This is a genomic window from Solwaraspora sp. WMMB762, from assembly GCF_049179115.1.
Classification (GTDB): domain Bacteria; phylum Actinomycetota; class Actinomycetes; order Mycobacteriales; family Micromonosporaceae; genus Micromonospora_E.
The window spans coordinates 4428697-4447607 of the sequence record NZ_JBMHMD010000001.1 but is presented as its reverse complement, the minus strand read 5'-3'; the positions used below and the strand labels follow the sequence as shown (position 1 = coordinate 4447607).

Sequence of the window (18911 nt, the reverse complement as noted above, 5' to 3'; positions counted from 1 at the left end):
CCGCATGGCCACCCTGCTATACCGGCTCGGCCGGACCGCCTTTCGCAAGCGACACCTGGTCGTTTCGATCTGGTTGATCGCCCTGGTGGGTCTCGGTGCCGCCGCGCTCGCCTTCCGTGGGCCGACCGCCAGCGACTTCAACATCCCCGGCACCGAATCCCAGGAGGCGTTGGAGCTGCTCCAGGAGCAGTTCCCGGAGGCCAGCGGGGCCGGCGGCACGATCGTGATCGCCGCGCCGGAGGGCGAGCAGCTCACCACCCCCGAAGGCCAGGCCGCCGTCCTGCAGGTGGTCGGCGAAGCCAACCAGATCCCCGGCGTGATCGCCGCGCTCGACCCGTTCCAGACCGGAAGCGTGTCACCCGACGGCCGGTTCGCCCTGGTCAACGTCCAGTTCGCCGAGCCGAACGACGAGGTCAGTGACGAATCGCGGGAAGCGTACGAAGCGGTCGGCGGCCCGGCCCGCGACGCCGGCTTCCAGGTGGCACACGGCGGCGAGGTGATGACCACCGAGCCGCACGTCGGTTCCCAGGAGGGCATCGGCGTGGCGATCGCACTGGTCGTCCTGATCATCACCTTCGGCTCGTTGGTCGCCGCCGGCATGACGATGCTGAACGCGCTGATCGGCGTCGGCGCCGGAATGGCCGGCCTGTTCGCGCTGAGCAGCGTCATCGACCTCACCTCCACCGCTCCGGTGCTGGCGCTGATGCTCGGCCTGGCCGTCGGCATCGACTACTCACTGTTCATCACCTCCCGGCACCGGCAGCACATGCTCGAAGGCCTGGAGCCGGAGGAGGCGGCCGCCCGCGCCGTAGCAACCGCAGGCTCCGCGGTGGTGTTCGCCGGCGCCACCGTGGTCATCGCCCTCGCCGGCCTCTCCGTCGTCGGCATCCCCTTCCTGACCGTCATGGGTCTGGCCGCCGCCGGCACGGTCAGCGTCGCCGTCCTGGTCGCGATCACCCTGCAGCCGGCGCTGCTCGGCTACGCCGGCCGCCGGGTGCTGCCGCGCGGCAAGCGGGCCGTCGACCCGGCCGAGGCACCGGCCAGCCACGAGAACCAGGAGTCCTTCGGGTTCCGCTGGGCCCGACTGATGGTGAAGCTGCGGATCCCGGTGATCGTGCTCGGCGTCGCCGGCCTCGGTGCCCTGGCGATCCCCGCCGCCGACATGCGGATCTCCCTGCCCGACGCCAGCACCGCCCCGCTGGGCAGCAGTGCACGGACCGCGTCCGACCTGACCACCGAAGGATTCGGGCCCGGCTTCAACGGTCGGCTGATCATGGTCGTCTCCGGTGACTCGGCGGAGGCCACCACCACCGCCGCCGGTCAGGTCACCGGTACGGTGCAGAGCCTCGACGGCGTACTGATGGTCGCGCCGCCGCAGCCCAGCGGGGACGGGCAGACCGCGATCCTGGCGGTCATCCCGGCGACCGGCCCCACCGAGGCCGAGACCGAGGAACTCGTCGAGCGGATCCGTGAGGAGATCGCCGTACTCGGGCTGGCTCCGGACGACGACGGTCCTGCGGCCGTGGCGTTGACCGGTGTCACCGCCGTCGGCATCGACGTCTCCGACAAGCTCGCCGACGCGATGCCGGTCTACCTGCTGCTGGTCGTCGGGCTGTCGATCCTGCTGCTGATGCTGGTGTTCCGGTCGATCCTGGTGCCGGTGAAGGCCGCCGCCGGGTTCCTGCTGACCGTCGGCGCGGCGTTCGGCATCACCGTCGCGGTCTTCCAGTGGGGGTGGCTCGCCGACCTGGTCGGCCTGGACACCCCCGGCCCGCTGGTCAGCTTCCTACCGATCCTGCTGATCGGCATCCTTTTCGGCCTGGCCATGGACTACGAGGTCTTCCTGGTCTCCCGGATGCGGGAGGACTTCGTCCACGGCGACACCGCGGTGCAGGCGACCATCAACGGGATGGGGCACGGTGCCCGGGTGGTCACCGCCGCCGCGCTGATCATGATCTCGGTCTTCGGCGGCTTCATCCTGGTCGACGACCCGGTGATCAAGTCGATGGGCTTCGCGCTGGCGATCGGTGTCCTGATCGACGCGTTCGTGGTACGGATGACCATCGTCCCGGCGGTGATGTCGCTGCTCGGCCGGGCGGCGTGGTGGCTGCCGGGCTTCCTGAGCCGGATCATGCCCAACGTGGACATCGAAGGCGAGCAGCTGCGGGTCCGGCTGGCCGCGCGGCGCGACGCCGAGCTGGTCGGCAGCGGAGCCGACCGGTCCTGACCCGATTCCACCCGGCATCGGTGCGCTGTGCTGCGTACCGGTGCCGGGTGCGGCAGGATGCCAGTCATGAACCTGGACCGACCGATCGCACCTGATCCGTACGACCTGCTTCCGCCGGTCGACTCGTTCACGTTGACCAGCACCGACCTCTCCGACGGCGGGACGCTGCCGACGGCCCACGTCTTCACCGGGGCCGGCGGGGCGAACCTCTCCCCGCAACTGGCCTGGTCGGGCTTTCCCGCGTCGACCAAGGGGTTCGTGGTGACCTGCTTCGACCCGGACGCGCCGACCGGTAGCGGGTTCTGGCACTGGCTGCTGGTGAACCTGCCGGCGTCGGTGACCGAGCTGGCGCAGGGTGCCGGCGGTGACCCGGAGAAGGCGGCGCCGGGCGCGTTCGGCGTACGCAACGACTTCGGTAACGCCCGGTACGACGGTGCCGCGCCGCCGGCCGGTGACCGGCCGCACCGGTACATCTTCGCGGTGCACGCGCTCGACGTCGAAGGGCTCGATCTCGGCCCGACGGCGACCCCGGCGTACGTCGGCTTCAACCTGGCCTTCCACACCCTCGCCCGGGCGAGGCTGACGGCCACCTACCAGCAGCCGGGCTGACCGTTACCCCCCGCGCGGCCGGTGCCGACCGGCCGCGCGGCGCGCGGTCACGGGCGGATGCAGCAGCCGGGGCAGATCTTCGGGTCGGGCAGGGTGAACGCCAGACAGCAGGTCCGTCGCTGCACGGTGAGTGCTCCGTCCTCGCCGGGCACCAGCTCGATCAGATCGCCGATGTCGAGCGCGTCGAGCAGCGTGCCGATCGTCTCGGCGGACGAGCCGGGCAGCGCGTCGGCCGCCTGCAGCACCGCGTAGGCGATGCCGGAGGAGAGCGAGCCGAGCAGCGTACGCGGGCCGAGCTTCACCCGGCTGTGGATCGCGTCCAGCAGCGGGCTCATGTGCTGGTCGAGCAGGGAGATCCGCAGTACGCGGAGCAGCTCGGCCTCGTCGGCCACGACCAGCACCTCGGGCAGCCCGGCCGCCGCGATCGGGTCGTGCGGCAGCACCGCCACCGGGATCCCGGTGCGCAGGCCGACGTCGACCAGCGGACCGTCGTCGGTCATCCGCAGCAGTACGTCGTCGGCGCGCATCAGCGGCACCCGACGGGCCGACGCCCAGCCGAGTGCGACCGGCAGCGCCACCCAGTAGCTGTACGCCTTCCAGGCGAGGGCCGCGGCGGCGTGCCGCTTCGCCTGCCAGCGCTGGGCGGCCGAGCCGAGCAGCCGGGGCAGTTGGTCGCCGTGGATCAGCTCGGTGGCGGGCAGCCAGCCGGTCTGGTCGTCGACGAGCAGACCGGCGTGCAGTCCGGGCAGGTCGTCGGTGCCGAACGCGGTGCGCAGCGTGGCGGTGATCGGGGCCAGCGGAGCGGCGGCGCGGGCCCGGGGATCGATGACGGCGGTCACGATGAGCAACCGTCGATCGACGCGGTGGCAACCGAGAAGGAGGTGGCGCTCCCGTGGCCAACGGGGTCGCTCGTACCTCGCCTCAACGTTCTCACCTTTCGATCCCTCCGACAGCCGCCGATGGTTCACCCTAGCTTGCTAAGGCTAGGCTAACCAGAGTATCGGCGAAACTTCCAGCCGGGGTGGTGACACTCCGTGGCGGTGGGTGATGGGCAAATTTCACAGAGTGGGCCGATCTGGGCTGTCAAGTGCTCTGTCGGCAACGCGCCAAATCCGACCGGGCGTACGAGTCGGAAAGCAGACTGTGGATCCGGCCTGAGGGGACGCCATGCGATGACCAGCTCGCCCATCGACCGCGCCGCGGACACCTTCGCGGCCGAGCTCGCCCAGTGGCGTCTGGACCGGGCGATGACCAAGAAGCAGCTGGCCGCCCGGATGGGCTTCGATCCGTCGTACATCAGCCACGTCGAAGGCCGCCGGCACCGCCCCACCGAGGACTTCGCCCGCCGGGCCGAAGCGGTGCTCGGCGCCGGCGGCGCGATCTGGCAGCGCTACCAGGAGTACGACGAACTGCGGCACAGCCGCACCAGCACCCCGCCGCGCGACCCGCCGGTACCCGAACAGTGGATGCCACCCGGCACCGGCCTCATCGTGGAGCAGGAGGTGGCCACCCTCGCCTACCGGGACGGCTACTACCACTGCACGATCCGGCGGGCCCTCTACAACGCCGGCACCGACCCGGTCACCCGCTACCTGGTCCGAATTGCCGTCGACCGGTACCCCGACGACCCGGACCGGTCCAACCGGCACCACCGGGAACACCCGCTCACCTTCGTCGAGCTGGACCTGCACGCCTTCTGCGGCACCCCCGGGCACCAGGAGCCGATGCAGTGGCGCAAGAAGCACGACCGGGACGCGTTCAAAGAGGTCTGGCTGCTCTTCGAGAACGCCGACGGCCGGTTCCCGTTGTACCCGGGGCAGCGCACCGGCATCGAGTACACCTACCGGGTCGGCCAGGAGAAGTGGGGGCAGTGGTTCCAACGCGCCGTCCGGCTGCCCACCCGGCAGCTCACCGTACGGCTGGATTTCCCGGAAGCGTTCGACCCCCAGGTGTGGGGGGTCGAGACGTCCCTGTCGGCGGAGGACGCCCCGCTGCGTACGCCGGTGCGCCGGCAGCGGGTGAACGGCCGGTCGGTGCTGGAGTGGTCGACCGACGCCCCGCTGCTCAACGCCCGGTACCGGCTGGAGTGGCGGTTCCGGTCCGGGCCGCCGACCCACACGGGCGGTCAGGCCGGGTCACCGGCCGGGACCGAGCCGCGGCCGGAGCAGCGGGCCAGCGAACGGATGCGGGCCATCGGGATCGTGCAGCGCGGTGCCGAGATGCTCCGGCAGCAGGTGCAGCCGTTCGAACTGCCGGCCGACGAGGCGGTGGCGTTGGACACCGTCGCCCGGCTGCGGGCCATGCTGGCCCGGCTCGACGAACTGCACCCGTTCGGCAAGGGGGTGGGCCTGGCCGCACCGCAGATCGGGCTGCCCTGGGCCGCCGCCCTGGTCCGGCCACCGGAGCCGGGAGCCGAGCCGCTGGTGCTGCTCAACCCGCGGGTCGTCGACGTCGCGGTGGAGACCGACGACCAGTACGAGGGCTGCCTGTCCTACTTCGACGTGCGTGGGCTGGTGCCGCGTCCGCTGCGGATCGACGTCGAACACTCTCGGTTCGACGGCGGCCGGGTGATCACGTCCTTCGACCGGGCGATGGCCCGGCTGGTCGCGCACGAGATCGACCACCTGGAGGGCCGGCTGTACGTCGACCGGATGGCACCGGGGACCAGCCTGGTGCCGGTCGAGGAGTACCGGGACAGCGGCCGGCCCTGGGTGTACTGACCGGGCAAAGCGGTCACACCTCGCCGAAGCTGTCGTAGCGGATGTGCTCGGCCGGGACGTCGAGCTCGGCCAGCCGACGCAGACTGGACCGGACCATGCCGGCCGACCCGGCGACGAAGAAGTCGTGCTCGTACCACGGGCCGTAGCGGGCCAGCACGTCGGCGACCTCGCCGTGCTCCCCGGTCCAGCCCGGGTCGTCCGAGCAGCACGGCACCACGTTCAGCCAGGGGTAGGCGGCGCAGAGCTGGCTCAGCTCGGCCAGGTCGTACAGGTCGTCGCGGGTCCGTCCGCCCAGGTAGACGTGCACCCAGCGGCTGCGGTTGTACCGGGTCAGCTCGTCGATCAGGGCCTTGACCGGGGCGAAACCGACCCCGCCGGCCAGGCAGACGATGTCCCGTGGCGAGTCCCGGTCCAGCACCATGGAGCCCATCGGGGCGGCCACCCGCAGCAGATCGCCGGGGCGGACCCGGCGGACCAGCGCGCTGGACACCCAGCCAGCAGCGGCCGCCCGGACGTGGAACTCCAGTGTGTTGTCCGCCCGGGGCGCGTTCGCGATCGAGTAGCTGCGCCACAGCCTCGGCAGGTAGCGCGGCACCTCGACACTCACGTACTGCCCTGCCTGGTACTCCAGTCGGTACTGCAGCGGCCGGCAGGTCAGCACGGCGACGTCGGTGCCCCGGCGTTCGTGGTCGAGCACCTCAGCGTGCCAGAACGCCGGGTTCGGGTCGCTCTCGGCGCCGATGACCAGGTTGGTGGTGAGCATCTCCAGCGCGGTGCCCCAGGCCTCGTCGTACTCGAAGCTCCACCGGTCACCGGCGACGGTACGCAGCGCCTCCAGCAGCATGCTGCCGAACGCGGCATAGTCCGCAGCTTGCACATGGAACTTGCGGTGGGCCCGGCCGAGTGACTGCAGGTAGTCGGCGAACTGCTCCGGGTCGTCGATCGAGCCGACGGCAGAGACGATAGCTTCGATCAGACAGCGCCGCTGGGTGTCCATCTGCACCGGGAAGAGCTGGCGAAGATCCGGCCGGTCCAGGAACAGTCGGGCGTAGAAGTAGCCCGCCACCTGGTCGTGCTCCTCCTCGACGAGCACCCAGCTCTCCTTCAACAGTTGCGCGAGATTGCTCATCGAGGCCTTCCGTCACCGTGCCGCCACTGACGCCGTATCACTGAGTTCCAGGGTGAGCACTCTTCGTAGCGGGTCGACGTACACGATGTGCGACATTGCCGTGCCGTACCCGCTCGGGCACAGTGGTCCGGTGACGGTCGACCTCGCCGGTACGCCACCACCGGCCAGCAGCAACCCGGACGCCCACCCGGCGGCCCCGCTGCCACCGCGCCTGCTGCGCGCCGAGGTGCTCCTGGTCCTGGGCGTGTCGCTCGGCCAGTCCGCCATCTACGCCCTGGTCACCATCACCGCGCGGCTGACCGCCGACCGGCCGCTCGGCCAGCAGACCGCCACCATGAACGCCTCCCAGTCGGCCCGACCCTGGCTGGACCTGACGTACCAGTTGCTCGGGATCTTCTTCGCCCTCGTGCCGGTCCTGCTGGCGGTCCACCTGCTCAGCCGGGACCGGGCCGACGCCCGGGCCCGGCTCGGACTCGACGCCCGGTCACCACTGCGCGACCTGGCCTGGGGCGCTGCCCTGGCCGCCGCGATCGGGCTGCCCGGACTCGGACTGTTCTGGGCCGCCGCGCTGCTCGGGCTGAACGCCAGCCTGGTCCCGGCCGCGCTGCCACAGCTGTGGTGGACGGTTCCGGTGCTGATCCTGGCCGCCGCGCAGAACGCCATCCTGGAGGAGGTGATCGTGGTCGGCTACCTGATGACCCGGCTGCGGCAGCTCGGCTGGCGGATCGGCGCGGTCATCGCCACCAGCTGCCTGCTGCGCGGCACCTACCACCTCTACCAGGGCTTCGGGGCGTTCGTCGGCAACGTGATCATGGGTGTGGTGCTGTCGCTGTTCTTCCTGCGTACCCGCCGGGTGATGCCGTTGATCATCGCGCACACCCTGCTGGACGTCTTCGCGTTCGTCGGCTACGCGCTGCTGCCCCGCGACTGGTTCAGCTGGCTGTGACCGGTGCGGCCGGCGTGACCGGCCGGTAGTGGGCACTCGCCCGCGCGGCCAGCCGCTCCAGCAGCAGCGTGTCGCCCGACCAGGCGACCAACGCCCGCCCACCGGGCAGGAACCGGGCCGGCAACCGCAGCAGCGCCCACCCGCCGTCGGTCACCCGGCTCACCGCCTCGGTGAACCGCTGCGCGCCGCCGAGCAGCCGCAACGCCGGATCCTCGTCGTCGGCCGCCGGCCGGCCCGCCGCGTCCAACGCGGCGCGGGCCGCCGCGACGTCCGGCTGCATACCGGTCAGAGCCAGCAGCTCCGCCGCCCGGTCCCGGTCGGTCGGATCATGCCGGTACGCGGCCGCCACGTGCAGCGTGACAGCGGCCTGCGTCCAGCCGAGCGTCACCAGCTCCAAGGCCGGGCCGAGCAGCCCACCGGCGGTGGCGACCGCCGCGCCGGCCCCGGCGAGCCGGGTGAACCGGCGAGCCGCCAGCCGGGCCAGGGCGTCGTCGCTGGCCGCCGGGTAGTCGTCGCGCAGCCGGGCCGCCCAGTCCCGCGCCGCCGGCCCGATCCGCTCCACCGCAGCCAGGGCGAGCAGTTCCGGCGCGTACGCCGGACGCGCCAACAGCTGTCGCAGCGTACCGCCCGGGACCGGACCTGGACCTGGCGGCGGAGCGTCGGCCGGATCCGGCGCCGGCGCTGCCTTCTTCGCGGTGGTCTTCTTCGTCGGCGCGGCCTTCTTGGCGGCGGTCTTCTTCGCTGGCGCGGCGGTCTTCGTCGGTGTGGTCTTCTCCGCTGCCGGAGTCGCCTTCTTCGCGGCGGCTTTCTTCGCTGGCGCGGCCTTCTTGGCGGTGGTCTTCTTCGTCGGCGCGGCCTTCTTGGCGGGGCCCTCGGCGCTGCCGGCTGCGCTCGACGGTGGCTGGAACAACACGGGAGCGATGGCGGCGGGCGGCGTGAAGCCGGCCTTCGGTGTCCTGGCCCGTGGGGCGCGGGACCGCCTCGGCTCAGCGTCAGGCGATTGCTCCTCCATGCTCAGGCAGCCTAGCCCGAACCCGCCCGCAACACCCGCCTCGCGGGTTCCAGCGGCCCCGGCTGACGGGGTTTGTGCCGGTAACGCCCGGGTACCCGGGCCCGGTGGCCAGATATGCCGCGGACATCACCGCGCTGGCGCGACCGTTGGTCGACGCCGACGACCTCGACCCGCTGATCGACCGGGCCGCCGACGCGCGGGTCGTGATGCTCGGCGAGGCGAGCCACGGTACGCACGAGTTCTACGGCTGGCGGGCGGCGGTCACCCGCCGTCTGATCACCGAACTCGGCTTCTCCTTCCTCGCCGTCGAAGGGGACTGGCCGGACTGCGACCGGGTCGACCACAGCGTCCGGGGCCGGCTCGACGCCCCGCGCGACCCGCGAGACGCGTTGACCACCTTCGACCGCTGGCCGACCTGGATGTGGGCCAACGACGAAGTGGTCGACTTCTGCCGCTGGCTGCGCCGGCACAACGACTCGGTCAGCGAATCCGCCCGGGTCGGCTTTCACGGGCTGGACGTCTACTCGCTGTGGGAGTCGCTCCGGGAGATCCTTGTCTACCTGCGGGAACATCGACCGGACCAGGTGCCGGCTGCGCTCGACGCGTACCACTGCTTCGAACCGTACGGCGAGGACCCGCAGGACTACGCGTCCGCCCTGCGGCTGGTGCCCGCCGGCTGCGAGGCGGAGGTGATCGACCTGCTGGTCCGGCTGCGGCGCGACGCCGCCGCCGACGGGGCCGGCAGCTTCGGCGCCTGGCAGAACGCCGAGGTGGTGGCCGGTGCCGAACGCTACTACCGGGCGCTGGTCTCCGGTGGCCGGCTGTCCTGGAACGTCCGGGACCGGCACATGGACGACACCCTCGCCCGGCTGCTCGACCGGTACGGACCGGACGCCCGAGCGGTCGTATGGGCGCACAACACGCACGTAGGCGACGCCCGGGCCACCGACATGGCCGAACTCGGCGAAGTCAACATCGGACAGTTGGCCCGCGAGCGGTACGGCCGGGACCGGGTGGTCCTGGTCGGCTTCGGCACCTACCGGGGCACGGTGGTGGCCGGTGACACCTGGGGCGCACCGATGCGGCTGATGCCCGTACCGCCGGCCCGGCCGGGGTCGCTGGAAGCGATCCTGTCCGTCGCGGCCCCGGCCGAGTCGTTGTTCGTCTTCCCCACCGACGGCAGACCGGATCTGCTCACCGACGAGCTGGACCACCGGGCGATCGGAGTCGTCTACCAGCCGAACATGGAACGGCGCGGCAACTACGTGCCGACCGTGCTCGGCGACCGCTACGACGCGTTCCTCTGGTTCGACCGCAGCCGCGGGGTACGCCCGTTGCGGACTCCGCACGTCGAGCTGCGCGAACCGGAGACCTTCCCGTCCGGCGTCTGAGCGTCACCCGGCCGCCGCGTTGCCGGCAGCCGAGCATCACTCGGTACGCAGCCCGTCGGCGCGCATCAGCCGCCACAGCGCCGGCAGACCGGCGGCGGCGACCAGCAGCACGACACCGGCACCCGCCGCGCTGGCCCCGGCCACCGTCCACCAACTGACCACGAGGTCGCGGCCGACCATGCCCAGCAGCACCGCGCCGAGCCCGACTCCGGCGGCCACTGCCAGGACCAGCCCGAGCAGTACGGGCACCAGATGCTGCCAGACGACCGCCCAGCCGAGCGCCCGCCGAGGGGTGCCGAACGCGTCCAGCATGGCCAGCAGCCGGCGCCGCTCCCGCAACTGCTCCAGCATGGTGACCAGCATGCTGGCGGCGATCAGCAGCAGGGTGACGATGATGCCGACGGCGAGTCCACGGCGGACGTTGGCGAACTGCCGGGTCTCCGTCGTCGCCGACAGGGTGGAGAGCAGGTCCATCGGACCGGCGGTGGCGAGCAGGTTGCGGACGTGCTCGACCGCGTCCGGCTGGCCGGGGTCGATCCGCAGGTACGCCATGGTCGGCAGCCGGCCGACCGCGTCGACGTCGATCGCGCCCGGCGTGGCGAAGATCCCGAACCGACCGATCCCGTACGGATCGACGCGCGACTCCGCCGGTCGGGCGTCGACGGGGACCATCCACTCGTACCCGCCGGGCGCGACCTGCACCCGCTCGCCGGCCCGGATCGGCTCGACCGGTGTCTCGACCAGCCGACCCTGCTCGTCGACGGTCGCGGACTGCTGGTAGTCGGGGGGCGGTGCGACCATGAATACGGCACCGTCGGCACAGTCGGTCGCGACGATCAACTCGGCGAGCCCTCGGCAGTCGGCGATGACCAGATCGTCGGTGCGCCGCACGGCACCGTCGGCATTCTCGTCGTCGGCGACGGCGAACACCGCAGTGGACCGGTATCCGGCGACCGTGTCGACCCCCGGCACCGCGCCCAGCCGGGTCAGCAGCGCGTCCCCGGTCGACTGGTCCGATACGCCGAGATGGGCGAGGTGGCTGGCCCGGTCCGGGTCGGCACCGGTCTGCCGGACGAAGTCGTCGTCGACGCCGGTGAACAGCGCCTGCAACGCGATGGCACCGGCCACCGCGACCGCGACACCGCAGACCTGCCGGGCATTGCCACCGCCGTCGACCTGCAGCCGGCGGATCGCCAACTGCCAGGCGACCGGCCCGCCGCGCAGTCGCCGTACGGTGGCCTCGATCAGCCACGGCAGCAGCGTCACCACGCCGACCAGCAGCAGCACCGCGCCGACGGCCACCTGGTAGCGGGCCGCCGTCTCGAAGGTGGAGATCCCGCCGCGCAGCAGCGGGTACAGCAGGGCCAGCCCGGCCAGCGGCACGGCCAGCCGCCACCACGGCCGACGGCGGCGCGGCGCGCCCCGGCGGACCACGCCGAGCGGTTCGACGACGACGCCGCGCAGCGCGGCCAGGCCGACCACGACGGCGGCCAGCGGCGCGGCGACGGCGACCAGCACCACCAGTACGGCCGGCGGCCGGATGTCCGACGCGAAGACACTGAGGTCCCACACCTGTACCAGCGGCGCGACCTGCCGGCCGATCGCGAACAGCAGCGCGCCGACCGCCAGCCCGAGCAGCGCGCCGGCCAACGCCTCCCCGGCGGCGATCCGGGCGATCATCCGCCGGTCGGCGCCGACCAGCCGCAGCGCGGCGAGCCGCCGGTCCCGGCTGGCCCCGCCGAACCGGACCGCCGCGCCGAGGAAGACCACGATCGGCAGCAGCAGCACCACGAAGATGACCACCAGCAGCAGAGTGAGGACGGGGCCGAACGGTTCGCCGGGCAGGCCGCCGCCGAACGCCGCGACCCGCTCATGCGACTCGGTGTCCAACGTGTCGACGCCCCGGTAGAAGGCCAGCTCGGCGGGGCCGGTCAGGCCGGCCGGGCCGATCTCGCCGATAATCCGTTCGCCGACGCGGGGAGCCAGCAGCGCCCCGTCCGGGCCGGCCAGCAGCTCGGCCAGCGCCGGTGAGACGACCGCCTCGCCGGGCCCGGGCAGCCGGGTCACCCCCGGCGGCAGCGGGGCCTGCGGGCCACCGGCCTGCACCGCCCGCCCCCACACCGGCCGGCCCCGGAAGGTCGTGTAGGCCTGCGCGATCAGCAGCGTGTCGTCGGCCATCGCGGTCGGCGCGGTCGGTGCGTCCGCGTCGTCGGCCGGTGATGCCGGTCCGGCGTCGTCGGTGCTCAGCACCTGCTGCCAGTCGCGGTCGGCGCCGCGCTGTTCGCGGGCGTCGATGGCGGCCGGCACCGAGGCGGCGAGCAGCAGCATCGCCACGCCGATGCCGACGCCGACGGCGGTGAAAATCGTCCGGGTCCAGCCGTCCCGGCCGCCGGCGAAGGCCAGCCGCGCGCCGAAGGCGACGTCGTGACCGACCTGGCCGAGCCAGCCGCCCCGGCTGGCCCCGCCGACACGCCCGCCGGGCCCGGTGTTCCGCTGCCCGGTCACTGGGCGAGCGCCAGGTCGCGGGTCCGGCCGTCGCGGACCACGACCTCCCGGTCGGCGTACGCGGCGACCCGTGGCTCGTGGGTGACCAGCACGACGGCCGCCCCGGTGTCCCGGGCGGCGGCGGTCAGCAGCTGCATCACCCGTTCGCCGTTGAGTGAGTCGAGCGCGCCGGTCGGCTCGTCGGCGAAGATCACCGAGGCGTCGCCGGCCAGCGCGCGGGCGATCGCCACCCGCTGGCCCTGCCCGCCGGACACCTCACCGGGACGCTTGTCGGCCACGTCGGCGACCTCCAACCGGTCGAGCCACTCGGCGGCCCGTCGCTCGGCGTCGCGGCGGCCCATCCGGCGCAGCCGCAGCGGCAACGCGACGTTCTCCACGGCGGTCAGCTCCGGCACCAGTTGCCCGAACTGGAAGACGAACCCGAAGTCGGTACGGCGCAGCGCGCTGCGCCGGACATCCGACATGGCGGTCACGTCTTGGTCGCGATAGCCGACCCGCCCCGAGTCGGGTCGGATGATCCCGGCCAGGCAGTGCAGCAGAGTGGACTTTCCGGACCCGGACGGACCCATGATCGCGACCACCTCACCGGCCGCGATCCGGATCGACGCGCCGGCCAGCGCCGGGGTCGGTCCGAACGACTTGTGCAGCTCCTCGGCGTACAGCAGGGAGGTCATCCGCGCAGCTCCTTGGCGAGTTGGTCGAGCCGGGCCGCGGTCAGCTCCAGCCAGCGCAGGTCGGCCTCCAGGTGGAACAGGGCGTGGTCGCAGATCAGCTGGTCGGCCAGGTCGCCGCCGGTCTTGCGGCGGGTCAGCTCGCGCATCAGCCGCAGATGCTCGGCACGCTGTACGTCGAGCAGGTCGGCTGCCGGGCGACCGGTGAGCAGTGCCAGCACCACCTTGGTGTAGAGGGTGTTCTGCAGGTAGACGTCGGGTTTCTCCGGCTGGCGCAGCCAGCAGGCGACGTCGGTGACGCCGGCTTCGGTGATCGCGTACCGCTTGCGCTCCGGGCCGTCGCCGGGCACCGCGTCGACTTCGACGAGGCCGTCGCGCAGCAGCCGGGACAGGGTCGAGTAGACCTGCCCGAAGTGCAGCGGCTTGCCGCGACCGAACCGCTCGTCGTAGGTGCGTTTGAGGTCGTAGCCGTGCCGGGGGGCGGACTCCAGCAGGCCGAGGAACGTCTGACCGAGGGACATGCCGGTCACCATACACCCCGTGTATACACCGGGTGTATAACCCCCGGAACGGCATGTCCCGGTGGCTCGCTTGACGACAGCTATTCGCCCAGTGAATAGTTGGCCGGGTGTCCACCGTCCACGTTCTCCTCGGGCTGCTCTCCCGTGGTCCCCGGCACGGCTACGAGCTGAAGCGGGACCACGACCAGCGGCTGCCGCGCGCCAAACCGATCGCGTTCGGCCAGGTCTACGCCACCCTCGGCCGGATGCAACGCGATGGCCTCGTCGAGCAGGCGCAGCGCGACCGCGCCGCCGGCCCCGACCGCACCTCGTACGCGCTCACCGCCGCCGGCCGCACCGCCCTCGACGGCTGGCTCGACGCGGTCGAACCGCCCGCCCCGTACGTCAGCAGCACGCTGCTCGCCAAGGTCGTCGTCGCGCTGCTGATCGACGACCCGCAGCGGGCCCGGCGCTACCTGGCCGCCCAACGCGCGGCACACGCCGCACGGATCCGGGAACTCACCCGGGCCAAGACCGCCCCGGAGGCCACCCTCGGCGAGATCGTCGCCGCCGACTACGCGATCAACCACCTCGACGCCGACCTGCGCTGGCTGGACACCACCGTGGGCCGCGTCGCCGACCTGCACCGGGAGGTACGTCAGTGAACAGTCCGCTGCTCGCCGGCCGAGGAGTCGTCCGCTCGTACGGCGCCACCCCGGCGCTGCGCGGCGTCAGCCTCGACGTCGCAGAAGGCGAGATCGTCGCCGTCACCGGGCCCAGCGGGTGCGGCAAGTCCACCCTGCTGCACTGCCTCGCCGGCATCCTGCGCCCGGACGCCGGTGAGATCCACTACCGCGACCAGCGCATCGACCTGCTCTCCGAGTCGGCCCGTGCCGTGCTGCGGCGTACCGAACTCGGGGTGCTGTTCCAGTTCGGTCAGCTCGTCCCCGAGCTGACCGCAGCGGAGAACGCCGCGCTTCCGCTGCTGCTCGCCGGCACGGGGCGGCGAGCAGCACGGACCGCGGCGCTCACCTGGCTGGACCGGCTCGGCGTCGCCGACCAGGCCGACACCGTGCCCGGCGAGATGTCCGGCGGCCAGCAGCAGCGGTGCGCGCTGGCCCGCGCGATGATCACCGAACCTCGGGTGCTGTTCGCCGACGAACCCACCGGCGCGTTGGACAGCCTCACCGGCGAGCAGGTTCTCGGCCAACTCGTCCGGGTCGCCCGCGAGCAGCGGACCTCCGTCGTGCTCGTCACCCACGACCCCCGGGTCGCCGGGTACGCCGACCGGGAGATCATGCTGCGCGACGGCGAGATCGATCCGGCCGGGCTCGGCCCGGTCGTCGCCCGGACGGCCCGGTCGTGATCCGTCCGGCCACCCTGCTGCGGCTCGGCCTCGTCGGCACCCGCACCGACACGGTACGGATCGTCCTCACCGCCGCCGCCGCGCTGCTCGCCACCGTCACCTTCCTGGCCGCCGCCACGGTCATCGCCGTGCCGACCGTCCCGGACGGAAGATCCAACCGGTCCCCGCAGTACGGCCCGGCGCTGATCGCCGAGGCGGAGCTGCGGACCGGCGTCACCATCGCCCTGTTCCTCCTGGCGATCCCGGTCCTGGCCCTCGCCGGGCAGTGCGCCCGACTCGGTGCGCCCGCCCGTGACCAGCGACTCGCCACCATCCGGCTGGCCGGCGGCACCCCCGGTCAGGTCCGAGCGCTGGCCGCCACCGAAACCGGGCTGGCCGGTGTGCTCGGCTCCCTCGCCGGGCTGGCGGTGTACCTGGCCGGACGGCGGCTGCTGCACCGCCCGGACGAGCACGGCCTGCTGCCGCTACCCACCGACGTGCTGCCGCCGGTCTGGTCGCTGATCCTGATCGTGGCCGGCATCCCGCTGCTCGCGACCGCAGTCGCCGCCGCCCTGCTGCGTACGGTCGTCGTGTCGCCGCTCGGCGTACAGCGACGGCGCCGGGCAGGGCGGCCCGGGTGGTGGCCCGGCCTGCTCATCCTCGGCGGCCTGGTGGTGACCTTCCTGTTCCGGCCGCTCGTCGACTGGGCCGACGGCCGGGAGGCTCCACTGTGGGGCGTCGCGGTCGTCGCGTTCACCGGGGCGCTGGCCATCGCCGTCGGCGTCGCCACCGGCACCGGCTGGATCTCGTACGTCAGTGGACGGATCCTGCGGCGAGTGGCCCGCCGCCCCGCCACCCTGCTCGCCGCCCGACGACTGAGCGCCGACCCGTGGCACGGCGCACGGACCTTCGCCGGGCTGCTGGTCTGCGTCCTGTTCGGCGCCGGCACCGCCGGGTTCAGCGCCTACATGGCGGCCGAGTTCGGCAGCTGGGACCGGGTCCGCCGGATCCTCGCCGAACAGAGCGGCCAGCCGTACAGCCCGAGTGACAACAGCTTCTACTTCAACGCGGTCACCCTGGTGAACATCGCGGTCCTCGTGGGCCTGGCGATCGCCGCCGCCGGTCTGGCCGTCGCGGTCGTCGAAGGCATCGTGGAGCGCCGCCGCGCCAACGCGGCACTCGTCGCCACCGGCGTACCACGCGGGGTGCTGGCCCGCTCGGTCCTGGTGCAGACCCTCACCCCGCTGCTACCGGCGACCCTGGTGGCGCTGACCGCCGGCACGATGATGGCCCGGGCGCTCGGTACGGAGGTCTCCTCCGGCTCGCGCACTGCCACGTTCTGCGATCCGGTGGGTGCCTGCCGCACCCCCGAGGACTGGACGGAGTACGGCCGGACGATCGAACACCCGGGCATCACCGTGCCGGTGCCGGTACCGCTGGACGATTTGGCGCTGCTCGGCGCCGGCGCGGTGCTGGCCGCCCTGGCCACGGTCGGCGTCGGCCTGCTGTTCTTGCGCGGCGCCACCGACCTGACGGAGCTCCGGCAGACCTGACCGGCTCCGGGCGGATGGCTTCGCCTGGCCCGGTCAGGGCCGGCCGACCGGGCCGAGCAGCGCCGACTCCATCGACGTCGGATGCAGCATCACCCACTGCAGCCGGCCCTGGCTGACCAGGCCGACCATCTCCGGATGGATCCGGGTCAACCAGCTCTGCGCCTCGGTGAACCCCAACGCAGACGCCACCAGCGCCGCCTCGGTGGCGGTCAACCGCTGCAGCACCACCAGGTCACTGCGGACCAGCGGATCGAGATCCCAACTGCCCACGTCGTTGCGGACCACCATCGTCGTCCGCCACGGCACCCCCACCTCCGACGTACCGCCCATCGCCGGGCCGACGTCCACCGCCAGCAGCTGGGGATGCGCCGGTGACGGCGGCGGTGGCGGCTGGGCGCCGGGCGGCAGGAACGACGCCGACTCCCGACCCAGGCCGCACTGGTGCAGGAACCCGTGCCAGTCCGGCTCGCGGGCGGACTGGATGAACAGGTGCGCGCCGAGCGCCATCGCCCGCAGCGCCAACAGCTGCGCGCAGCGCAGCCCGCCGACCAGCAGCAGCCGGGTCGGTTCCGGGCGGAACAGCCGCACCGCAACCGGCCCGCCCTGCCGGTTGCGCCCGACGACCATGCCGTCGCCGCCGGCCCGCAACCGTACGTCGCCGAGTGCTTCGAGACCGGCGGTGTGCAGGCCGGTCGGCGGGATGATCGACAACGGACCTGTCACGGCAGGAACCCCCCGAGCGGCAGGGTGGCGGCCAGCCCACGGACATGCTCACCGTCGATCCGCTCGGTGAGCCCGCCGCGTTCGCGTACCGCCTCGGTCAGGGCCTGGTCGCCGACGGCCAGCGTCGTCACCTCGGCGGCGGTGAGCCGGACCGCGGCCGACACCGTCACGTCCCCGGCGGCGGTCTCGGTCGGATGCCCCGGCTCCCGGGCGACGGCGACCGACACCACCGTGTCGACCATCGGCAGCTGCCGCAACACGTCGTCCAGCTGCCACGGCAGCTCCGGCCAGCGCAGCAACCGGCGGCAGACCTGCGGGACCTCACCGCTCCACCACGCCTGCCAGGTCTCCTCGCCAGCGACCCGGTTGCTGGCAGTGCCGTAGACGTTGCCGCTGTCCAGCCGGCTGGGCAGCTGCGCCAGGTAGCCGACGGCGGTCAGCAGATCGTCGCCGCCCAGCAGCCGGGCCGGCACCCGGTCCTGTTTCAGCTGGCGCTGGACCCGCCGGACCGACGACATCAGCGCCGGTGCCAGCGCCCGATCGGTGTAACCGTCCGGTGTACGCATCACCTGGAGCACCAACCAGGCCCGCCGGCGGGCCGGCACGTCACCGCCGGTCAGTTCGCGGTAGGAGCGCTCCACCAGCCCTCGTCCGGTGTGCGCGCGGGGGGCCGCCGCGACCTGGACGAGCAGCTGCACCGAGGTCGGCGGGGCGGCCGGATCCGCCGCCGGCAGCAGCGCCGCCGGGGACGGCAGACTCAGCGCGGAACCGACGAACAGCGAACCGTCGGCGGGGTCGAGCTCCAGGACGGCGCAGACGCCTCCCCGGTGACTGATCGTCGCCATCGTCCGGCCACTGACCGTGACATCGTCCACTATGGCGGTCGGCTCCACGAACCGCAGCAGGCCTGTCGCCCGGTTGCCGCCACCGGCCGGCAACCGCCGGGACCGCAGCCGGTACCGCAACCACACCGCCATCCACTGGTAGAGCCACCGCCCGCGCAGCCGAACCACCGTCGGTGCCAGCAGCAGCGCCAGCGCCGCAGCCGTCACCAGCGTCACGACCGGCCCTCGCTGGTACGCGACGAGCAGCACGGTCGCCGCCAGCTGCCAGTAGACCAGCTGCCCGATGGCGAACGGGCCGGTGCCGGGGCGGACCCGCCGGGGCCGGATCCGGCTGCCCGACGCCGCTACGGGAGCCGAGGCGGCCAGTGCGGCAGCCGCCGAGCCGACGACGCCGGCCGTCGCGGCGGCCGGCGACCGGCTCGTACCCGACGCGGTCGGCGGCACCGGCACGGCGGCCCGCGCCGCCAGCGCAGGAGCCGCCGCCGACCGGGCCGCGACCTGCCCGGCGGACCTGCCCGCGACCTGCCCGGTCGACAGTCCGGCAGCGCGGACCGTCGGCAGCTCCGAGGTGGGGGCCGAACCGGCCACGCCCACCGTCGGCGGTGCGGCTGCGGCTGGCGGTGCGGCTGCCGGCAGCTGGTCAGCGTCGCGTTGCCGCGGCGGTGCCCACTGCTGCCAACCCGCCGGTGCGCCCGGAGACTGGTCGGCGGACGGGCCGGGGTCGGTCGTCATCGC

At 73.0% G+C, this 18911-nt stretch carries 16 protein-coding genes; 8 read left to right on the top strand and 8 right to left on the bottom strand.

The window, feature by feature from the left end; all coding sequences use genetic code 11:
* The first annotated feature begins 4 nt into the window (after positions 1-4).
* Positions 5-2227: an MMPL family transporter gene (locus ACN27J_RS19740; protein ID WP_421368352.1), complete on the top strand. Its 2223-nt coding sequence runs from the start codon at positions 5-7 to the stop codon at positions 2225-2227.
* 66 nt (positions 2228-2293) lie between these two features.
* Positions 2294-2836 (top strand): YbhB/YbcL family Raf kinase inhibitor-like protein, encoded by a 543-nt coding sequence (locus tag ACN27J_RS19735; RefSeq protein WP_421368349.1) that lies wholly within the window; start codon positions 2294-2296, stop codon positions 2834-2836.
* A 47-nt stretch (positions 2837-2883) separates the two neighbouring features.
* Here ACN27J_RS19735 and ACN27J_RS19730 read toward each other — a convergent pair whose 3' ends face one another.
* Positions 2884-3675 carry a hypothetical protein gene (locus ACN27J_RS19730; protein WP_421368347.1) on the bottom strand — a complete coding sequence of 264 codons (792 nt, stop codon included), beginning with the start codon at positions 3673-3675 and terminating at the stop codon, positions 2884-2886.
* 333 nt (positions 3676-4008) lie between these two features.
* Between ACN27J_RS19730 and ACN27J_RS19725 the strand changes: the two genes are divergently transcribed.
* Positions 4009-5556 (top strand): peptide deformylase, encoded by a 1548-nt coding sequence (locus tag ACN27J_RS19725; protein WP_421368344.1) that lies wholly within the window; start codon positions 4009-4011, stop codon positions 5554-5556.
* Positions 5557-5569: 13 nt separating this feature from the next.
* Here the strand turns inward: ACN27J_RS19725 and ACN27J_RS19720 are convergent, their stop codons facing one another.
* On the bottom strand, positions 5570-6685 hold the full coding sequence (locus tag ACN27J_RS19720; RefSeq protein WP_421368341.1) for an FAD-binding oxidoreductase: 1116 nt from the start codon (positions 6683-6685) through the stop codon (positions 5570-5572).
* 52 nt (positions 6686-6737) lie between these two features.
* Here ACN27J_RS19720 and ACN27J_RS19715 point away from each other — a divergent pair, with 52 nt between their 5' ends.
* A complete protein-coding gene (locus ACN27J_RS19715) occupies positions 6738-7631 on the top strand; it encodes a CPBP family intramembrane glutamic endopeptidase (RefSeq protein ID WP_421368338.1) in 894 nt (297 codons plus the stop codon).
* On the opposite strand, the gene ACN27J_RS19710 is transcribed toward ACN27J_RS19715, so the two are convergent.
* Positions 7618-8643: a hypothetical protein gene (locus ACN27J_RS19710; RefSeq protein WP_421368335.1), complete on the bottom strand. Its 1026-nt coding sequence runs from the start codon at positions 8641-8643 to the stop codon at positions 7618-7620. The two genes, ACN27J_RS19715 and ACN27J_RS19710, sit on opposite strands and share 14 nt — an antisense overlap.
* Positions 8644-8747: 104 nt before the next feature.
* On the opposite strand from ACN27J_RS19710, the gene ACN27J_RS19705 reads away from it, so the two are divergent.
* Positions 8748-10034: an erythromycin esterase family protein gene (locus ACN27J_RS19705; RefSeq protein WP_421368332.1), complete on the top strand. Its 1287-nt coding sequence runs from the start codon at positions 8748-8750 to the stop codon at positions 10032-10034.
* A gap of 36 nt (positions 10035-10070) precedes the next feature.
* Here ACN27J_RS19705 and ACN27J_RS19700 read toward each other — a convergent pair whose 3' ends face one another.
* Genes ACN27J_RS19700 through ACN27J_RS19690 form a run of 3 tightly spaced genes read right to left on the bottom strand, consistent with a single transcriptional unit; the run spans position 10071 to position 13731 of the window.
* Positions 10071-12539, bottom strand: coding sequence for an FtsX-like permease family protein (locus ACN27J_RS19700; RefSeq protein ID WP_421368329.1), 2469 nt, complete (start codon positions 12537-12539; stop codon positions 10071-10073).
* Positions 12536-13213, bottom strand: a complete 678-nt coding sequence (locus tag ACN27J_RS19695) for an ABC transporter ATP-binding protein (RefSeq protein WP_421368327.1) — start codon at positions 13211-13213, stop codon at positions 12536-12538. Before ACN27J_RS19695 ends, ACN27J_RS19700 begins: the two co-directional genes overlap by 4 nt.
* The gene (locus tag ACN27J_RS19690) at positions 13210-13731 is read right to left on the bottom strand and encodes a PadR family transcriptional regulator (protein ID WP_421368325.1); all 522 of its coding nucleotides are present in this window, start codon (positions 13729-13731) and stop codon (positions 13210-13212) included. Before ACN27J_RS19690 ends, ACN27J_RS19695 begins: the two co-directional genes overlap by 4 nt.
* A gap of 107 nt (positions 13732-13838) precedes the next feature.
* Here ACN27J_RS19690 and ACN27J_RS19685 point away from each other — a divergent pair, with 107 nt between their 5' ends.
* The 3 genes from ACN27J_RS19685 to ACN27J_RS19675 are packed head-to-tail and all read left to right on the top strand — an operon-like array spanning position 13839 to position 16608.
* Positions 13839-14375, top strand: coding sequence for a PadR family transcriptional regulator (locus tag ACN27J_RS19685; RefSeq protein WP_421368322.1), 537 nt, complete (start codon positions 13839-13841; stop codon positions 14373-14375).
* Complete coding sequence (locus ACN27J_RS19680; protein ID WP_421368321.1) at positions 14372-15076, top strand: ABC transporter ATP-binding protein; 705 nt, start codon at positions 14372-14374, stop codon at positions 15074-15076. Before ACN27J_RS19685 ends, ACN27J_RS19680 begins: the two co-directional genes overlap by 4 nt.
* On the top strand, positions 15073-16608 hold the full coding sequence (locus tag ACN27J_RS19675; RefSeq protein WP_421368319.1) for an FtsX-like permease family protein: 1536 nt from the start codon (positions 15073-15075) through the stop codon (positions 16606-16608). Before ACN27J_RS19680 ends, ACN27J_RS19675 begins: the two co-directional genes overlap by 4 nt.
* Before the next feature lie 33 nt (positions 16609-16641).
* On the opposite strand, the gene ACN27J_RS19670 is transcribed toward ACN27J_RS19675, so the two are convergent.
* Both ACN27J_RS19670 and eccE read right to left on the bottom strand, forming a co-directional pair.
* Positions 16642-17331 (bottom strand): hypothetical protein, encoded by a 690-nt coding sequence (locus ACN27J_RS19670; RefSeq protein WP_421368317.1) that lies wholly within the window; start codon positions 17329-17331, stop codon positions 16642-16644.
* Positions 17328-18908, bottom strand: a complete 1581-nt coding sequence (eccE, locus tag ACN27J_RS19665) for a type VII secretion protein EccE (RefSeq protein ID WP_421368314.1) — start codon at positions 18906-18908, stop codon at positions 17328-17330. Before eccE ends, ACN27J_RS19670 begins: the two co-directional genes overlap by 4 nt.
* Positions 18909-18911 lie beyond the last annotated feature (3 nt).

Bases quoted from the DNA above. Each gene is read 5' to 3' on its own strand.
- ACN27J_RS19740 (WP_421368352.1), top strand. From the start codon at position 5: ATGGCCACCCTGCTATACCGGCTCGGCCGGACCGCCTTTCGCAAGCGA.
- ACN27J_RS19735 (WP_421368349.1), top strand. From the start codon at position 2,294: ATGAACCTGGACCGACCGATCGCACCTGATCCGTACGACCTGCTTCCG.
- ACN27J_RS19725 (WP_421368344.1), top strand. From the start codon at position 4,009: ATGACCAGCTCGCCCATCGACCGCGCCGCGGACACCTTCGCGGCCGAG.
- ACN27J_RS19720 (WP_421368341.1), bottom strand. From the start codon at position 6,685: ATGAGCAATCTCGCGCAACTGTTGAAGGAGAGCTGGGTGCTCGTCGAG.
- ACN27J_RS19710 (WP_421368335.1), bottom strand. From the start codon at position 8,643: ATGGAGGAGCAATCGCCTGACGCTGAGCCGAGGCGGTCCCGCGCCCCA.
- ACN27J_RS19695 (WP_421368327.1), bottom strand. From the start codon at position 13,213: ATGACCTCCCTGCTGTACGCCGAGGAGCTGCACAAGTCGTTCGGACCG.
- ACN27J_RS19690 (WP_421368325.1), bottom strand. From the start codon at position 13,731: ATGTCCCTCGGTCAGACGTTCCTCGGCCTGCTGGAGTCCGCCCCCCGG.
- eccE (WP_421368314.1), bottom strand. From the start codon at position 18,908: ATGACGACCGACCCCGGCCCGTCCGCCGACCAGTCTCCGGGCGCACCG.